Raw genomic sequence first — 17839 nt, 5'->3', positions numbered from 1 at the left:
TAATAGTGGCCCTACAATGACCTCGTGAGCAATGAAATTCGCCTCGATGCGCTGGACCACGAAATTTTGTTTCATCTGCGGCAGGACGGCCGCCTGACCAACGTCGAGCTGGCCAAACGCGTCGGCCTGACCGCGCCGCCCTGTCTGCGCCGGGTCAAGCGCCTGGAGGAGGCGGGCGTGATCGCCGGGTATCACGCCGTGATCGACACCGCGGCGCTCGGCCGGGGCCTCGAAGTCCTCATCGACGTCGAGGTCAGCGCGAACGACCGCAAGACCTATCTGGAGTTCGAGGAGGTCGTGGCCTCCTACGAGGAGGTCATAGAGGTCCGCCGCATGTTCGGCCGCCCCGACTACTTCATCCGCGTCGCCGTCGCCGACCACGCCGCCTACGAGGCCTTCCTCACCGGCAAGATCACCGGCCTGCCGTGTGTTCTGCGCGTGGACTCCCACCTGACGATGAAGACGGTGAAGCCGGGCCCCTGACCCCGGGCCCATGACCGGAGGACCCGATTTACGAACGCCTCTCGCGGTGCAACGGTGGGCGAGGGGGTGAACCCATGGCGCAGATGGCGCAGACCCATGAGTGGATGTTCTACGAGGTCATGTGGCGCAGCTGGGCGGGCCGGGCGACGGTGCCCTATCCCGTGCCGTGGTGGGCGCAACAGGCCTTCCGGCGCTGGAGCGACGACTTCGACTCGGGGACGTACGAGTCGAAGGAAGCCGCCCTGGCCTCCAACGCCCTGTACCGCTACTGGCACATGGTGGGCGTGAAGGACCACCGTCAGGAGTCACTGATCGGCCAGGCCGGTGAGATCGAGCCGGTCTACGACAAGTACTGCCTGTTCTTCTTCCTCTACGACCCGGCGACGGGCGCCCTGCACCTGCCGCAGCTGCCCGGCGACGGCACGGTGTCCCAGCGCATGGAGGCGCCGCACCTGCCGGTCGTCCTCACGGATTTCCGCGCCCCGGACGGCGTCGAGATCGTGCAGCGCACCTTCGCCACGGCCGTGGGCGCGCGGCAGCGCGATCTCGTGGTGACCCGGGTGACGGTGGGCACCGCGACCGGACAGCCGCGCGACGGCTGGCTGTGCGCGGCAGTGATGCCCGCGGGCCCGAGCGGCTTCCAGCGGCACGACCGCAACGGTCGGCAGATCACCGACCGGAGGCTGACGTTCCTGCGGCATCTGCCCGCGGAGAACCGGGTGGAGACGAACAGCGGCTGGGGCCCGGTGTTCGACACCGCGCCCGAGCAGTACGGCGTGTACGGCAACCCCGACTTCAGCTACGAACCCGCCTCGTATCTGGCGCACAGCCCGTTCCACGACCTGGTCAACGGCGGCAAGCTGAACGGCGCCGGGCAGGCGCAGGACCAGGTCGCGGGGTTGTGCAGCGCGGCGTTCGCGTGGCCGTTCCGGGTGATCGACGACGAAGTGTTCGAGCTGGATGTGCGGCTGCCCGTCGATCTGTACAGCGGGGCCGACGACCTGGCCGAGATCAGGGCCGTACCGGCCGGTGAGCTGGAGGAGGCCAACCGGGCGTTCTGGACGACGAAGCTGCTCGGCCAGGGACTGCAGCCGGAACTGCCGCGCACCGTCTCGCACTTGGCCGACCTGTTCCGCGAGTCGCGCTCGCAGTTGCTCATCCTCTCCGACCACGGGGAGATCCACCCCGGCCCCACGGTGTACGACTCGTTCTGGATCCGCGACTCGTCCGTGGAGGCCATCGCCTGTTCGCTGGTGGGGGACGGCGCGCTCGCCGAGCACCAGTTGGGCACGCACTACCCGCTGAAGTTCAACCGCGGCACGGGCCGGATCGGGCCCTGCGCCGAGTACGGCTTCTACGGCGGCCCGCACGAGCGGGACGACCGCGAATGGGACAGCAACGGCCAGGCGCTCTGGGCGATCGGCCGCTTCGACCGCACCAGGGGCCGCACCGCCGCGTTCGGCGCGAAGCTCTACACGCCGTACGTGATCGACGGCGCCCGGTGGCTGCGGGACAACCGCGACCAGTACGGGCTGCTGCACAGCGGCTGGAGCGCCGAGCACCTGGGCGAGCGCGACAAGCCGCACTACTGGGACGATCTGTGGGCGCTGGCCGGTCTGTACGAGGCGGCGCGGCTCGCGGAGCGCATCGGCTCGCCGGACGTGCCCGAACTGTGGGCGGCCTTCGACGACCTGAAGCGGGCGACGGCGGCCTCGGTGCGCTGGGTCCTGGCGGAGCAGCGCAGGCGCGGGGCCTGGGAGACGTACATCCCGACGGGGCCCGGCGACGTCGGCAGGCTCGACTCGACGATGATCGGCACGGCGGCGTTCTTCCATCCGCTGCGGCTGCACATGGGCAGCAAGCTCGGCACGGACATCGACGCGGCGGCGCGCTGCACGCTCGACACCATGTACGCCCACTTCGTGCGGGGCGGATACCGGCACGAGGCGGCGTGGAACGCCTACGGGCCCTACCTCACCACGCAGTTGGCGCACGCGTATCTGCTGGCGGGTGACCCGGCGCGGGCGGACGCGCTGCTCGGCTGGGTCGTCGGGGCCGCCTTCCCGCGGACCGAGGAGCGTGCGGTGGCGCTCGGCGCGTGGAACGAGCAGCACGCCTTCACCATCGCTTCGGACTTCCACGAGGTGCCGTCCCGGCACTGGTACATGGGCGACATCCCGCACGGCTGGGCCGCCGCGGAGTATCTGCTCCTGCTCCGCGACATCCTGCTGTTCGAGGCGGACGAGGACCGCGATCCGCATGTGTACATCGCGCCCGGCGTCCGTCCGCACTGGGTGCCGGACGGCGAAACGGTGGCCGTCGAGTCCGCCCCGACGCTGTTCGGCGCGCCCTTCGGCTACCGGCTCACGCACGACGCGGGCGACCGAACGGTGACGGTGGAGGTGACCGAGGCTCCGGATCGGGTGCGGTACGTCTATCCGTGCCGGTTCGGGTCCGTGCGGTCGGTGTCGGCGGACGGACGGGGACTGCCCGTCTCCGGTGACGACGTGCTTGTCCCCGCGGGGACACGGCAGTTCGTGGTCACGTACTCCTGAGAACGCCTCAGGACTCCTGGGAACACCTGAGAACCCGCGGGCTCCATGGTCACTGAGGAGCTCGCGGGTTCGGGGAATCAGGCGATCAGGCAATCAGGGCGGATCAGGCGCTGGGTTGGCGTCTGAGGGCGTACCGCTCCTTCTCGGAGAGTCCGCCCCATACGCCGAACCGCTCGTCGTTGTTCAGCGCGTACTCCAGGCAGGCCGTGCGCATGTCGCACATCTGGCAGATGTCCTTCGCCTCACGCACCGAGCTTCCGGGCTCGGGGAAGAAGAAGTCTGCTCCTGTCTGGGCGCACAGCGCCTGCTCCTGCCAGGCGAGTTCGGGCTCGGCTGTCATCTCGATCTGCATGACACCGATGCTGTCCCACCGCGCGAAACAACCGATCAACGAACGATCAACGAACGACTGGTCGGCTTCCGGGAGGCTGTGCCCGGCCGGTGGCCCCGGGGAGGACTGCCCGGCGGCGGGCACGGCGAAACCGCCCCTCGGCACCCGGTTCCAAACCGCATGACCGGGCGCCGAAGGCTACCGCCTGCCCCTGCCGCTGCCCTACTGGCCCTCTCCGGGAGACGACGGCTGCAGCACCGCGAACCTCGCGCCCGCCGGGTCCGCGAGCTTCGCGAAGCGGCCCACGCCCTCCATCGAAACGGGCTCCATGCGCACCTCGCCGCCCGCCCGCCGCGCCGTGGCCATGGCGGCATCGCAGTCGTCCACCTGGAAGTACGGCAGCCAATACGCCGTCTCCTCCGCGGGGTCGCTGTCCAGCGGCACGATGCCGCCGAACATGTCGTCCGGGGTGCCGTCCGCCGGGTGCACCATCGTGTACGAACCGCCGGGGAAGGGCGCCTCGGTGGTACCCCAGCCGAACACGGCGCCGTAGAACGCGGTGGCCGCGGCGACGTCCGGGGTGTACAGCTCGGTCCAGACCAGGCCGCCCGGTTCGTTCAGGACATCGAGGCCCTTGAGCTGCCCCTGCTGCCACACGGAGAACGGGACGCCCGCGGCGTCGGTGAGGCCCGCCATGCGGCCGAGGTCGAGGATGTCCACGGCCCCGAAGAGCGTGCGGCCACCTGCCTGTTCGACCGCTTTCACCGTGGCGTCCACCTCCGGCGTGCGGAAATAGAGCGTCCAGGCCGGTGGGGCTTCGTCGGCCGACATGGCCATGGCGCCCGCGGCGGTGCGGCCCGCGAGCTGATACTGGCTGTAGCCACCCACATCCGCGGCGCCCTGCTGGAGCTCCCAGCCGAACAGCTCGCGGTAGAACCCGCTGACGCTGCTCAGGTCCGGGGCGCACATGTCCACCCAGATGGGTGCACCTGTGACGAAACGGTTATTGAGCATGATCGACTCCTTTGTCGCATCTCGCTTCCGCATCCCTGAGTCTGGCACCCGCCACTGACAATCGGCCCACCCCCGCGCTCACGTCGTCATTTGATGAAGGGACAACATTTTTGAGAGCGCTCTCAGTCACAACTCTTGACGTCGCAATCGCCCGCCGAGACAGTGGTGCCCCCCACACAACATCCCCCCACGCAACCGCGCAGGAGACTTTCCGTGATATCGCGTCGAACGTTCCTGACCACCACGGCCGCCGCCGCGGGCGCCCTCACCTACCCCGTCTGGGGAAGCGCGCTCAGCCCCGGCGCCCAGGCGGGCGGCAAGGCCGCGCCCGCCACCTGTGAGCTGGCCCTCGCGAACAATTCGCTCCCCGGCCAGGTGCGCGCCTACGTCACCGGCCACGAGCAGGGCACCGACCGCTGGGTGCTGCTCAAGCCGGACGGCGGCGTCTACCGCCCCGATTCGCCCTCGGCGCCCCAGACCCCGCTGCCCGTCGACTGCGCCATCCCGCTCGGCGCCGCGGGCTCGGCCCCCAAGGTGCTGACCCTCCCCCAGATGTACGGCGCCCGCGTCTACTTCGTGCGCGACGACAAGCTGGACTTCTTCCTCAACCCCGGCCCCTCCCTGGTCGAGCCCGCCTTCGCGACCCGCGAGGACCCCAACTACGGCCGCACGTGGTCGTTCTGCGAGTTCACCTTCAACCCGCAGCAGCTCTACGCCAACATCAGCTACGTCGACCTCGTGACCGCGCTGCCCATCGGTCTGACCCTGGAGGGCGACGACAAGCACACCGTCGCCCCGCTGCCCGACGGCGCCGTCGACAAGATCGCCGCGGACCTGGCGGCGCAGACGGGGAAGGACGGACAGCCCTGGGACAAGCTGGTCATCCGCGGTGACAACGGTGAAGTCCTGCGCGTCATCTCGCCGCAGAACCTCATGGCGCCGTACTTCGACAAGCCGGACCAGATGCCGTTCCGCGACCTGTGGAACAGCTACATCGACAAGGTGTGGGAGAAGTACCGCGGCACGGACCTCAAGATCGACCTGCAGGGCGGCCGCGGCGTGTTCACCGGGCGGGTCCAAGGCGACGTCCTGACCTTCAACGGCGGCCACGCCTTCCCCAAGCCCACCTCGAAGGACATCTTCACCTGCAACCACGGCCCCTTCGCCAACAACCCGAACGACCCGGACGACAAGAAGGGCCTGCTCGCCCGGCTCGCGGCGGGCTTCAATCGAAGCATCATGCTCACCCACCCCGAGCAGCCGAACGGCACGAGCTCTGCGGACTACTACCAGGACCCGGTGACCAACCACTGGTCACGGGTGGTGCACGCCAACTCCCCCATCGGGTACGCGTTCCCGTACGACGACGTGCGCCCCGACGGACAGCCCGACGTGTCGGGAGCGGCGCACGACGGCAATCCGCGCCGCTTCACGGTGAGCGTGGGTTCCTAGCCCTCAGGGTCCAGACCCGTTACGCGGAGGCCCTGCGCACGAGTGACGTCGGCAGGACCACACCGGCCGGCTCGGCGGCGTGCTCCGCGCCTCCCCGGCCACGCAGCAGCATCCCGGCCATCAACCGGCCCATCTGCTCGATGTCCTGACGGACCGTCGTCAGCGGCGGCTCGGTCTGCTCGGCCACCGCAAGCATGTCGTCGAAGCCGACCACCGCCACGTCGTCCGGCACCCTCCGGCCCCGCTCCCGAAGCACCCGGAGGGCGCCGGACGCGGTCAGGTCGTTGGCCGCGAAGACGGCGTCCAACTCCGGTTCCCGGTCGAGGAGTTCCCTCATCGCGCGCTCCCCGCCCGCCGGGGTGAAGTCGCCCTCGGCGATCAGTCCCGGATCGACGTCGTCGGCCAGCGCTTCGCGGTACCCGTCGAGCCGGTCGACCGCGGAGGTCTGGTCGAGGGCTCCCGTGATGTGCGCGATACGGCCGCGCCCGAGACCGATCAGATGCCGCACCGCATCGCGCGCACCGCCCCGGTTGTCGCAGTCCACGTACGACGCACCGGGCTCGCCCTCCTCGGCCTGGGGCCAGCCGGGGCGCCCGCCGAAGACGGTCGGGAGGCCCGCGCGCCGGATGATGCCGGGCAGCGGGTCGTCCAGGTGCAGCGAGAAGACGAGGGCTCCGTCGACGTGTCCGCCCGCGAGATAGCGGCCGACCCGCTCGTGGTCGTCCCGCCCCTCGGTGAGCAGCAGCACCAGCTGGATGTCGTGCGCCGTCAATTCCTGGCTGATGCCGCGCAGTTGCAGCGCGAAGAACGGGTCGGCGAAGACCCGGGTCTCCGGCTCGGCGATCACCACGGCGACCGCGTCGTGGCGCCGCGTGACCAGGCTGCGGGCGGCGCGGTTGGGGACGTAGCCGAGCTCGTCGACCGCCCGCCGCACCTTCTCGGCGAGCACCTCCCGCACCCCCGGGTCCCCGTTGACGACGCGCGAGACGGTGGCCCTGGAAACCCCGGCGCGAGCGGCCACGGCCTCCAGGGTGGGGCGCGGTTCCTCGGTCACCTTCGGTCACTCCTCCCTGACGATGTCAGGAGGCATCTTCCCGTATCGGGGGCGAAGGGTGTGCGGGGAAGGCGGACGAATTCGATCAGCCTGTCTACTCCACCTCGATGCCGAAGTCCCGCACGAGCTCCTCCAGACCGCCCGTGTAGCCCCTGCCGCCGAGCACGAAGTCCCAGTCCCCGGTCGACCTGCGGCGGAACGAACCGAGCACCAGCGCGGTCTCGCGCGGGCGGCCGTCGGAGACCTCGAGGTTTCCGAGCTCGGTCAGTTCGGGGTCGAGCAGGCGGATGCAGGCGTCCGAGAACCCCGAGAGGTCGGCGTCCGGGTTGGTCTCGGGATCGACGGCGGCCACGAGCACGAGCCGGTCGGCCTCGTCCGGCAGCCCGTCGAAGGCGACGCAGACCGAGGCCTTGTCGGGTGCGGCGGCGGCGACGACGCGGACGGAACCGTCCGGGGTCTGCGGGTTGTTGTAGAAGACGAAGAAGTCGTCGCCGATGACACGGCTGCCGCGGCAGACGAGTGCGCACACGTCCAGCGCGACGCGGCCGGACCACGACATGCCCAAAACGTTGTAGTCGTCGGGCAGCCGGGTGTCCGGCGCCGAAGGGGCCGCCTGCGCCGCGCCATGCGGGGGCCCCTCGCCGAGCCGCCCGCGCAGACCGTGCCGATGCAGCAGATCGACGAGCTCGGCACCCGAGATCAGTTCCAGCGGCTTCCCGTTGGCGAACGTGTGGGAGCCGGGGCCGAACCCCGACGTCGTCACGAGGACACCCTTGTTGACCCCGGCGTCCTGCACCGTCCCGTACAGGTCGCGCACGGCGGTGGGCGGCACCGTCCTGCGGTAGCGCTTGACCTGAACGACCATCTTGCCGCCGCGGATCGGGGTGGGATCGAGGGCGTCGACGTCCACACCGCCGTCGTGGGAACGCGTCGTCGTCACCGCCTGCATTCCCATGGCCCGGAAGAGTTCGGCGACGAGGTTCTCGAATTCGACCGGATCCATCTCGTACAGATCGGGTTCCTCGTCGCCACCGTGGGCGATGACGCGGTTACCGACATCCTGCGGGCGTCGGCTCGGCCTGACCGAGGTGAATTGGTCGGGTCGCGCCGAGAGCTGCCCTCTCAGCCCGTCGGTGAGACAACTACCCGCGTCCACCTGTGCCAGATGCAGCTCGCGGAACGAAGAACGCGACGCCATCACGGTGGCGAGGAAGAAGCGGCTCGGCCGACCTGTCGTGGGGTCGTATCCGTCGACGAATCCGTTGAGGACCACGGAGTCGAGCGCACCGAACTCATCCGCGGCGAAAAGCTCGTGCAGCACCAGCAGCATGCACTGGGCCAGCACCTCGCGGTACAGCGCACGGCACTGTCCTGCCGGGCGGGCGATTTCCCTGTCCTGGTCGGTCCCGTACATGTACCGAACCGTTTTGATCACCGGGACAACGCTGTAGGAAGGCAGCTCCCAATCGAGCACCAGTTGACTGGCAACAGGGTCATAGGCGGCCGCGACCTGCCGCGGAAATCCCTCCGGCCATCCCATCGAAGCGTATAAAGCGGCGGAGAAGTACTCGACGACCGCATCGGGATCCCGCCGCCGCACTCCCTGGGTCACCGCGACGACGCCTGCGTTGTGCGCGCGCACCTCCGCAAGCTGACTGTCGGCCCACGCCTGGTACTCCCGCCGGTACGAGGCCAGCTGCTCCTGCCTGTGCGCCTCCGCCGCCTGGGCGGCGTCGCGGACACGCTCATAGCGCGCACGCGCTTCGGCCTGCGCCTGCACCCGTCGGCTCGCGGTCCATCCGCCCTGCGCCTGGTACTGATTCAGGTCCGGCAGCGGTACGGGCTGGGCCAATGGCCCCGGGGCGAAGGGCTGGACTTCCTCGGGCCGCAGGAGAGAGGAGGCCTTGAAGGGTTCGTCCCGACAGCCCGCGGCGAGGAACCCTCGCAGGGCCGCGACTTGTGCGTCCAGTTCCTCCGTGCGCCGCTGCGCCTCCGCCTGCCGGTACTCGCGATGGCTCTGGGCGGCGCGCCGCTGAAAGGCCCGTGCCTGCTGGGCCTCCTGTCTCCCCCGACTGGCTTCGGCTTCCGACTGGCGCTGCTGCTGCCGTTGCATTTCGGCCCACACGCCGACGAAACCGGTAGAACGACGACTCATGTGCTGCAGCCCCCCGGACATTGGCAGCCGAACGCGAACTGGTTGTCCCCACAACCAGTCGCAACAGAACGACTGTACCGAGCGACGGCCACGCCGCATATCCACTCGGCGAAGGCGGGCTTAGGCAGGCGGAGGCAGGCGGAGGCGGATGTCGGCAGGCGAAGCGCGCTGCGCATACCCTGCCCCCATGTTCAAGAAGCGGAGAGAACGCAAGCAGGCCGAGCTGCACGAGGAGCTGGGAGCTGCTCTGCGGGATCCGGACGCGGCGGTGCGGGCCAAGGCGGCGGTCGACGCCGCGGAGGCCGCCGATCTGGAGTGGGCGCTTCGGGAGCTGGCCTCGGCCGTGGCGCGCGAGCCGTGGACGGACGACTTCCACGAGACCGTGGTGGACGGCTTCTGCGCGGCGCTGCGCCGCGACGCCGCGGTCCGTCAGCGCGTGGAGGGGATCTTCGCCGGGCACCTGGACGACCCCGAGGGCTGCCTTCGGGCGTGGACCGGCTTCGTCGAGGAGATCGGCGGGCCCCCGGCCCCGCGGGAGGTCGGCGAGGACGTACGGGACGACATGCGGGCCCGCCTCACGTACCTGCGCGGCCAGGGCTGGACCCCGGAGGGGCTCGACGGCGCCGGACGGCCCGGCAGCTTCACGCGCGAGCTCGCGTTCGACTTCGCCGTCCTGCTGACGTCGCTCGTGGTGCGCAGGAACGAGCCGCTGCCCGCGGAGGACGCGGAGCGCGTCCGAGCCGAGACCCGCGCGATCCTGGAGCGGGCCCTGGCCACGGCCCCCGACAGCGACGTGCGTCTCGAACTGATCGCCCCCCTGTGCGACTCTCCCGACGACGAGGCGTGGACGGACCGCGCACGGCACGGCCTCCAGGTCGACGAGACGCTGGACCTCTGCATGAGCGCCGACGCCGCCCGGGCCACCCTGGGCGTCGAGACCCTGCACCACCAGGTCATGCGGGACGACCTGCTGCGGCGCGGGCGGACCCGCGAGGCCCTGGACCACCTGCTGGCCCGGGAGCAGGACCCGTTCGTCCTCAACCAGCTCCTCGGCTGCTACGTCCAGCTGCACGCCGCCGCCTCCCTCCCCGACCCGCCGGTGGACCTCTTCCTCGACCGGCTGCGCCACACCGACACCACCATCCGCTCCACCGCCGCGTTCGGCCTCGGACCGCTGACCCTCGGCACGCCGGAGGAGGGCCGGGTCGTGGACGCCCTCGTGGCACTGTTGGACGACGACCCCGAGGACGAGGTCCGGGGAGCAGCCGCCGAGAGCCTGGTGGGGCTGGACCGCGGCGAGGAGCCGGTCTCCCGGACGGTCTCCGACGCCCTGGAACGGCACGCCGACGCCTCTTCGCCGAAGATCCGGGCCGCCGCCCTCCAGCACGCCCTGGAGAACGGCGCCACGGACGCGTACGACCGGCTGCTGCGCGAGTTCGACTCCCCCGACGTGGACTGGAAGTTCCTGTCGGCCTATGAACTCGCCGCCATGGAAAGGGACTTCAGCCTGCCGGACGACATTCGCCCGCGTCTCGTCGAACGGCTGGAGCGGCTGGAGGCGACCGGATGGGCGGCTCGCTGCGAGGACCCGGAGGGCTATCCCGGCCCGGACGATCGTGCCGAGCTGCTGTCAGGGCTGCTGGAACGGCTCCGCGCCCGCGCCTGAGCCGCCGCGTCTAAGCTCCGCGCATGCGAGAAGACACCCCGGGGCTGGTCCACAAGGGCATCAACTACGACACCGGCACCAACTACTCCGAGAACGGCCTGTCACGCAAAGAGGCATCCGGCGACCTGATCCGGCAGCACATGTCGGTCATCCGGAACGATCTGAACTGCACCTCGGTCAGCCTCTTCGGCACCGACATCGGGCGGCTGACCGAGGCGGCCGTCGCGGCGCTCGACCTGGGACTGCACGTCAGCCTGCAGCCGCGCCTCATAGAAGCGGCGCCCGACGCGATGCTGGAGCACCTCGCGGCGGCCGCCGCTGCCGCCGAGGAGTTGCGGCAGCGGTACGGCAGGGTCGCCCTCACCCTCGGCTGCGAGCTGACGGTCTTCGGCTCGGGGATCATCCCCGGCGACACACACGCCGACCGGTCCGCCAAGCTGGCCGACCCCCAGTGGTGGCCGCGTTTCCCGGAGTTCAACGAGCAGCTGAACGACCTGCTCGGACGCGCTCGTGAGGTGGCACGGGCACGCTTCGGCGGCGAACTGACGTACGGAGCGGGTCTGTGGGAGGACGTGGACTGGGACGGCTTCGACCTCGTGGGGCTGAACTACTACCGCATGGCCTACAACGACACCGACTACGCCGAGGGCCTCCGGCGATTCCACCGGCACGGCAAGCCCGTCGTGATCACCGAGTTCGGCTGCTGCTCCTTCGACGGCGCCGCCGCGATGGGCCCGGCCGGTTACGGCATCGTCGACTGGTCGGCCGATCCCCCCAGGCTTGCGGGCTCGTTCACCCGCAACGAGCAGGTGCAGGCGGACTACCTGGCACAGCAGTTGGAGCTCTTCGCGGCCGAGAAGGTCCACGGGGCGTACGTCTTCGAGTTCATCGCGCCGAAGCCCCACTCGGCCGACCCGCGCCACGACTTGGACATGGCCAGCTTCGGTGTGGTCAAGGCGGTCGGGGACGGGTGGGAGCCGAAGGCCGCGTTCCACGAACTGGCCAGGTTCTACGGCTCCCACTGAGCCCGCGGCTGCGCGCCGCCCCCTCGGAACGGACCATCTAGTGGTGGGCGTGCTCCCCGGAGGCGGCATCGCTCGACGAGGGCTTCGACTGCGCCGACGGCTTCGAGGACGATTCCGATGACGACTTCGACTTCGGCGCCGCCGCATGGTGCGGCTCATAGTCCGGAATCGTCCCGTCCGCCTTCTTCACCAGGAACAGCCCCGCCATTCCCATGTCGGAGTGGCTCTGCACGTGGCAGTGGTACATCCACGCCCCGGCCCCCACACCCTCGCCCGCGATGACCTGGAAGCCGAAGGAGTCGCCGGGGCCCGTGATCTTGTCGTCGAGGATCTGGCTCGGGTCGTCGGGTCCTGTGAGCAGGCCCGTGCGGTTGTCCGCCCAGCGATGACCGTGCACGTGGAACGTGTGGTAGTACTCGCCGTGGGTGATCGAGACGAACTCGACGCGGTCACCCACGGTGGCCTCGAAGGCGGGGGTGTCGTGGCCCGCCTTGTTGTTGATCGTCATGTCGTTGAACACGATGGTGAACGTCTTGTCCGGCAGCAGATCGCCCTTGCGCCGCACGATCAACGCGCCGTAGAGGCCCTTTCGCACACCGCCGGTGCCGTGATCGGTGCCGACGACGTGGTCGTGGTAGTGCCAGTAGCCCGCGGTGCCGGGGCGCCAGGTGCCGTCCTTGCGGCGGCCCGGCGCGTGCGTGCGCCAGGTGTACGTGCGCTTGCCGCCCGGCTCGACGTGGCTCCTGGTGTGTCTCGTGCCGTCGCTGGAGATCTCGTAGTCCATGCCGTGCACATGCAGGCTGGCGTCCACGTCCATCGTGTTCTCGAACTCGATGTGCAGGGTGTCGCCCTCGTTCAGCTCGATGAGCGGGCCGGGTATGGATGCCTTGCCCTTCTCCAGGCCGTACCCCATCTGCCCGTCCGCGAGTTTCTCCGCGTACATCTTGATGCGCTTGACCTCGCCGCCCGCGGGCGCGGTCTTCGGCGGCGCCTCGGCCGTGCTCGCGTCGGGCGCACTCGCCACCGACAACGATGTCACCCCGGCCGCCGCTGCCGCGCCGCCGACGAGCATCCGACGGTTGAAGCTGCGCCTGTCCAGATCCCGTCGGTTCAGTCGGTCCATGACGAACTCCCCACTGCGGTACGGAGACTGACGGGGCGCAGGAGGCCCCCGAGACGGCCACACGGTATCGGCCGGATCTTTGTTTATCCACACGCAGGACAAAGTTGGTGCTATCGCGGTGATACCTATTGGCGCCGCGCGAAAAGAGGTCTAGCTTCGTCGGCGCTGTTGCTGTGACCGACGAGGGGTGGGTGTACTCATGCGGCGCACACCGCATCAAAGGCCCTTGACCGTACGAGGGTTGAGCAGAAATCGACGCAGACCGGACCGCAAGCGCCGGGCCTGGGCGGCCGCGCTGCTGTCCGGCGCCCTGGTCACCGGGGCGCTCTCCGCGCAGGCCGCTTCCGCGCGGCCGTTCCCCGAACCGCCGTTGACAACGATGTCCCTGCCCTCGCCGCCCGGCGGGGCCAACGTCAAGGTCCTGGTCTTCCACGGCTCGGCGGCGGGCGGCGACGAGTCCCCCGTCGTCAACGCCGGTATCGAGGCCATCGAGAAGATCGGGCAGACGGGCCCCGCGGCCCAGCGGTTCAAGATCGTGGCGACGGATGACGCGTCCGTCTTCACCGACGAGCGCAAGCTCGGCAAGTTCAACGCCGTGGCCTTCCTCACCGGCGGCGGTGACGTCCTCGACCCCGAGCAGGAGGCGGGCCTGGAGGCCTACATGGAGGCCGGAGGCGGCTTCCTCGGCATCCATGACGCGGCCCGCGCCGAGCCGTACTCGAACTGGTTCACCGGCCTGATCGGCGCCCGTCCCGCCGACGCGAGCCCGGCGGACGTGCAGCGCGCCACCGTCGAGGTGGGCGACCGCGAGAACCCGGCGACCAAGGACCTGCCCCTCCAGTGGAAGCGCCCCGACCGGTGGCTGAACTGGGCGAAGAACCCCTCGGGCGACGTCCACACGGTCGCCAGGGTGCGCGAGTCCACGTATCAGCCTGGCGCGGGCAAGAACGGCTGGGACCACCCCGTGTCCTGGTGCCGGGACTACGACGGCGGCCGCTCCTTCTACACGGGGATGGGCGGAACGGCGGCTTCGTACGACGAAGCGGACTTCCGCAGCCATCTGCGGGGCGCCCTGCTGTGGACCACCCGCATCGCGCGGGCCGACTGCCAGGCGACGATCAACTCCAACTACAAGGCGGAGCGGCTCACCCAGCCCAACCAGCCGGGCAAGAACGACCAGATCGGCGAGCCGCACGGGCTGGTCACCGCACCCGACGGCAAGGTCTTCTACATCGGCCGCGGCGGCGCCGACTCCTCGCAGCCGGTCGTCACCGACTGGAACAAGCCGGACGTCGGCAAGGGCACGGGCGAGATCCACGTCTACGACCCCAAGACCAAGAAGTCGACGCTCGCGGGCGCGCTGACCGTCTTCGGCAACAAGGGCGGCGGCGACGAGCTCATCAAGGTCGAGGAGGGGCTCCTCGGCATAGAGCTCGACCCGAAGTTCGAGCAGAACGGGTGGGTGTATCTGCACTACACGCCCCACTCGAAGATCAACCGCGAGACGCACATGGCCGAGCGCTACGTCTCCCGGTTCACGCTCGACCGCAGCACGGACAAGCTGGACATGGGCAGCGAGAAGGTGCTCCTGAAGTGGCCGGTGCAGATCCACAGCTGCTGTCACGCGGGCGGCGGGATGGCCTGGGACTCCAAGGGCAACCTCTACATCGCGACCGGTGACAACAACTCCTCGGGGTTCACCGACGGCTACTCGGGCAACAACCCGCAGCCGAACTTCAAGGGCGTCTCCTTCGCCGACGCGCGCCGCACCGCCGGTAACACCAACAACCTCAACGGCAAGATCCTGCGCATCCACCCGGAGGCCGACGGGACGTACACGCTCCCGCAGGGCAACCTCTTCACTGGCAAGGAGCCGGACGAGGGCGGCGGCAAGACGCGCGGTGAGATCTATGTGATGGGCGTCAGGAACCCGGCGCGCATCTCCATCGACAAGAAGACGGACACGCTGTACGCGGGCTGGGTCGGCCCGGACGCGGGCGCGCCGTCGACGACGTGGGGGCCCGCCAAGTACGACACGTTCGCGGCGATCACCCATGCCTCCAACCGCGGCTGGCCGTACTGCATGGGCAACAACCAGCCCTACCGCGACCGCAATCTGCCGGACCCGACGAAGCCGCTCGGCTGGTACGACTGCAAGAACCTCAAGAACGAGTCGCCCAACAACGACGGCCTGGTGAACATCCCGCCTGCCGAGCCGAACAACATCTGGTACTCGCCGCAGGGCGGCGGCGTCGACTACCCGCGCGACGCGAAGGGCGTGCCGAGCTACAAGACGGCGGAGCAGAAGATCCTCCTGCCGTGGCTCAAGGGCGGCGGCCAGGCCACGATGAACGGCCCGGTCTACCGCTTCGACGCGGCGAACGCGAGCGCCGACAAGTGGCCCTCCTACTGGGACGGCAAGTGGTTCGTCGGTGACTTCTACGACTCCGACCAGCCGCGGCACGCGGTGGTGACGGATCCGAAGACGGTCGGCAACGGCGGCCTGCCCGTCCACGCCGAATCGCTGAAGAAGATCATTCCGATCGGCAACGACGGCATCAAGAACCTCATGGACTGGAAGTTCGCGCCGGACGGCTCGCTGTACGTCCTCGACTACGGCCGCGGCTTCTTCACCTCGGACCCCAAGTCCGCGCTGTGGCGCGTGACGTACAAGGGCGGGGCGGCGACACCGGCCGCCGACGACCTGGCCAGGAAGGCGGAGTGATGCGTTCCCCCAGCTCTCGCACGATCGGGACCATACGGAAACGAAGACTGTACACAGCGCTGTTCGCCGCGCTCCTGATGGTGCTCGGCCTGACGTCGACGGCGGCGACGGCCCGCACCGACAACTCCGGGCTCTCCGCGCAGGCGCAGACGCTCAACTGGACCGCCGACAACGACATCACCAAGTACAAGTCGGCGCCCACCACGGCGGTGGCGGGCCCGACGACGATCGTCTTCGAGAACAGCGAGGCGACCGGCAACACGACCGGCATGCCGCACACGCTGACGTTCGACACCTCCGACCCGGAGTACAACAACGACGTCGCGCTGAACATCCTCGCCAACCCCAATGACGACAAGGGCGGCAAGCACACCGCCGAGGTGACGCTCACCCCGGGCCGCTACCGCTACCACTGCACCATCCCGGGCCACGGTTCGATGCAGGGCATCCTGGTCGTGACCGAGGGCGGCGGCGAGGACACCAAGGCGCCGGAGGCCTCGGCGAAGGTCGAGGGGACCACCAACGCCGATGGCGCGTACGTCGGTTCGGCGACCGTGGCCGTGACGGCGATGGACGAGGGTTCGGGCGTCGACAAGATCGAGTACGCGGTGGGGGCGGACGGCGCCTGGCAGCCGTACACCGCGCCCGTCGTCGTCGACCAGGTCGGCACCCACAAGATCCGCTACCGGGCCACCGACAAGGCGGGCAACGCGTCCGCGGAGAAGGCCGCCGACTTCAAGGTCGTCGCGCCGCCGACGGACGACAAGACGCCGCCGGAGACGTCGGCCACGGTGAGCGGCGAGAAGAACGACCAGGGGCAGTACGTCGGGATGGCGACGGTCACGGTGACCGCGTCCGACACCGGCTCCGGCGTCAACAAGATCGAGTACGCGATCGGTGACGGCGCCTGGACCGCGTACACCGCGCCGGTCATGGTCCACGAGGCGGGCGCCCACAAGGTCCGCTACCGCGCCTCCGACAAGGCGGGCAACCAGGCCGCCGAGAAGAGCGTCGAGTTCACCGTCGTCGCGCCACCCGTGGAGGACAAGACGCCGCCGGAGACGTCGGCGAAGGTCGAGGGCGACAAGAACTCGGACGGCGCCTACGTCGGGAAGGCGAAGGTGACGGTGACCGCCACCGACGCCGACTCGGGCGTCGACAAGGTCGAGTACTCCCTGGACGGCGGGCCCTACCTCGCGTACGGGGCGCCGGTCGTCGTCGACCGCGCGGGGCGCCACACGGTGGCGTACCGGGCGAGCGACAAGGCGGGCAACGCGTCCGCGGCGAAGACCGCCTCCTTCACGGTGGCCGAGGGCGGCGGCGTTCCTGCCCCCAACTGCCCCGAGTTCGACGAGCGGTTGACGGTGTTCGTGGGCACGGTCGACACGGGCATCCCGAACCGCGTCACGAACAACCGCTGCCGCGTGGGCGAGATGATCGAGGACGAGAAGGAGTGGACCTCGCAGGCGCTCTTCCTGAAGCACGTCAAGAGCGTCACGGACAAGCTCCTGAAGGCGGGTGAGATCGACCAGCGCGAGTACAACAAGATCAATCGCGCCGCCAAGCAGTCCGGCATCGGCAAGCCCGGCCAGACGGAGGGCTACCGCAAGCTCTTCGACGGCACCCAGGCGTCCCTGAACAAGTGGGAGCAGGTCGGGGGCGGCAAGTTCGGCCTGAACGCGGACGGTTCGATCACCAGCAGCACCACCGTCGAGGGCATGGGCATGCTGTGGTTCCCGCAGCGCAAGTACGGCGACTTCTCGCTGAAGCTCCAGTGGCGGGACGACGCGCCGGGCAACGGCAACGCCAACGGCGGCGTCTTCGTCCGCTTCCCGCAGGTCCACGACCACCCGGAGGAGTCACGTCCGGAGTGGGTCGCCATCAAGTACGGCCACGAGATCCAGGCACTGGACCGGCCTGACGGCGACATGTACAAGACCGGTTCGATCTACGGCTTCGACCGGGTGGGTCTCGCCGGTGCGGGCGTCACCCCGAAGGGCACGTGGAACGACTACGAGATCAAGGTGGTGGACCAGCACTACTCGATCTACCGCAACGGCGTCCTGATCAACGAGTTCGACAACACGGGCGGCCAGGAGTTCACGCCGCCGCGCGGCGACGACCCGGGCACGGACGGACGGCGTTACTCGTCCGGCTACGTCGGGGTGCAGGTGCACGGGGTCACGGATGTGATCTCGTACCGGGACATCAGGATCAAGGAGCTGTAGGCCCCAGCTTCTGCCGTGTTCCTCTTCG

12 protein-coding genes are annotated in these 17839 nt (G+C 69.5%); 7 read left to right on the top strand and 5 right to left on the bottom strand.

Annotation, left to right across the window (positions count from 1 at the left end; translation table 11 throughout):
• The first annotated feature begins 24 nt into the window (after positions 1–24).
• Together AC068B_RS14765 and AC068B_RS14760 are read left to right on the top strand one after the other, a co-directional pair.
• Positions 25–483 carry an Lrp/AsnC family transcriptional regulator gene (locus AC068B_RS14765; protein WP_468564890.1) on the top strand — a complete coding sequence of 153 codons (459 nt, stop codon included), beginning with the start codon at positions 25–27 and terminating at the stop codon, positions 481–483.
• A gap of 74 nt (positions 484–557) precedes the next feature.
• Positions 558–3038, top strand: coding sequence for a hypothetical protein (locus AC068B_RS14760; RefSeq protein WP_478671777.1), 2481 nt, complete (start codon positions 558–560; stop codon positions 3036–3038).
• 103 nt (positions 3039–3141) lie between these two features.
• Here the strand turns inward: AC068B_RS14760 and AC068B_RS14755 are convergent, their stop codons facing one another.
• Together AC068B_RS14755 and AC068B_RS14750 are read right to left on the bottom strand one after the other, a co-directional pair.
• The gene (locus AC068B_RS14755; RefSeq protein WP_356259491.1) at positions 3142–3390 is read right to left on the bottom strand and encodes a WhiB family transcriptional regulator; all 249 of its coding nucleotides are present in this window, start codon (positions 3388–3390) and stop codon (positions 3142–3144) included.
• 201 nt (positions 3391–3591) lie between these two features.
• Complete coding sequence (locus AC068B_RS14750) at positions 3592–4383, bottom strand: VOC family protein (RefSeq protein WP_478671776.1); 792 nt, start codon at positions 4381–4383, stop codon at positions 3592–3594.
• 213 nt (positions 4384–4596) lie between these two features.
• Here AC068B_RS14750 and AC068B_RS14745 point away from each other — a divergent pair, with 213 nt between their 5' ends.
• Positions 4597–5835: a glycoside hydrolase family 64 protein gene (locus tag AC068B_RS14745; RefSeq protein WP_478671775.1), complete on the top strand. Its 1239-nt coding sequence runs from the start codon at positions 4597–4599 to the stop codon at positions 5833–5835.
• Between the two features lie 19 nt (positions 5836–5854).
• Here AC068B_RS14745 and AC068B_RS14740 read toward each other — a convergent pair whose 3' ends face one another.
• Complete coding sequence (locus AC068B_RS14740; RefSeq protein ID WP_478671774.1) at positions 5855–6889, bottom strand: LacI family DNA-binding transcriptional regulator; 1035 nt, start codon at positions 6887–6889, stop codon at positions 5855–5857.
• 94 nt (positions 6890–6983) lie between these two features.
• Positions 6984–9044 (bottom strand): restriction endonuclease, encoded by a 2061-nt coding sequence (locus tag AC068B_RS14735; protein WP_478671773.1) that lies wholly within the window; start codon positions 9042–9044, stop codon positions 6984–6986.
• 187 nt (positions 9045–9231) lie between these two features.
• Between AC068B_RS14735 and AC068B_RS14730 the strand changes: the two genes are divergently transcribed.
• Together AC068B_RS14730 and AC068B_RS14725 are read left to right on the top strand one after the other, a co-directional pair.
• The gene (locus AC068B_RS14730) at positions 9232–10710 is read left to right on the top strand and encodes a HEAT repeat domain-containing protein (protein ID WP_478671772.1); all 1479 of its coding nucleotides are present in this window, start codon (positions 9232–9234) and stop codon (positions 10708–10710) included.
• 23 nt (positions 10711–10733) lie between these two features.
• Positions 10734–11735, top strand: a complete 1002-nt coding sequence (locus AC068B_RS14725; protein WP_478671771.1) for an abortive infection protein — start codon at positions 10734–10736, stop codon at positions 11733–11735.
• 37 nt (positions 11736–11772) lie between these two features.
• On the opposite strand, the gene AC068B_RS14720 is transcribed toward AC068B_RS14725, so the two are convergent.
• The gene (locus AC068B_RS14720) at positions 11773–12834 is read right to left on the bottom strand and encodes a multicopper oxidase domain-containing protein (RefSeq protein WP_478672085.1); all 1062 of its coding nucleotides are present in this window, start codon (positions 12832–12834) and stop codon (positions 11773–11775) included.
• Between the two features lie 223 nt (positions 12835–13057).
• Here AC068B_RS14720 and AC068B_RS14715 point away from each other — a divergent pair, with 223 nt between their 5' ends.
• Positions 13058–15583, top strand: a complete 2526-nt coding sequence (locus AC068B_RS14715) for a ThuA domain-containing protein (protein ID WP_478671770.1) — start codon at positions 13058–13060, stop codon at positions 15581–15583.
• The gene (locus tag AC068B_RS14710; protein ID WP_478671769.1) at positions 15583–17811 is read left to right on the top strand and encodes an OmpL47-type beta-barrel domain-containing protein; all 2229 of its coding nucleotides are present in this window, start codon (positions 15583–15585) and stop codon (positions 17809–17811) included. The genes AC068B_RS14715 and AC068B_RS14710 overlap by 1 nt, the downstream gene beginning before the upstream one ends.
• The last annotated feature ends 28 nt before the right edge of the window (positions 17812–17839 follow it).

The organism is Streptomyces sp. NPDC042371 (assembly GCF_056437465.1).
This window is presented reverse-complemented; position numbering and strand designations above follow the sequence as displayed.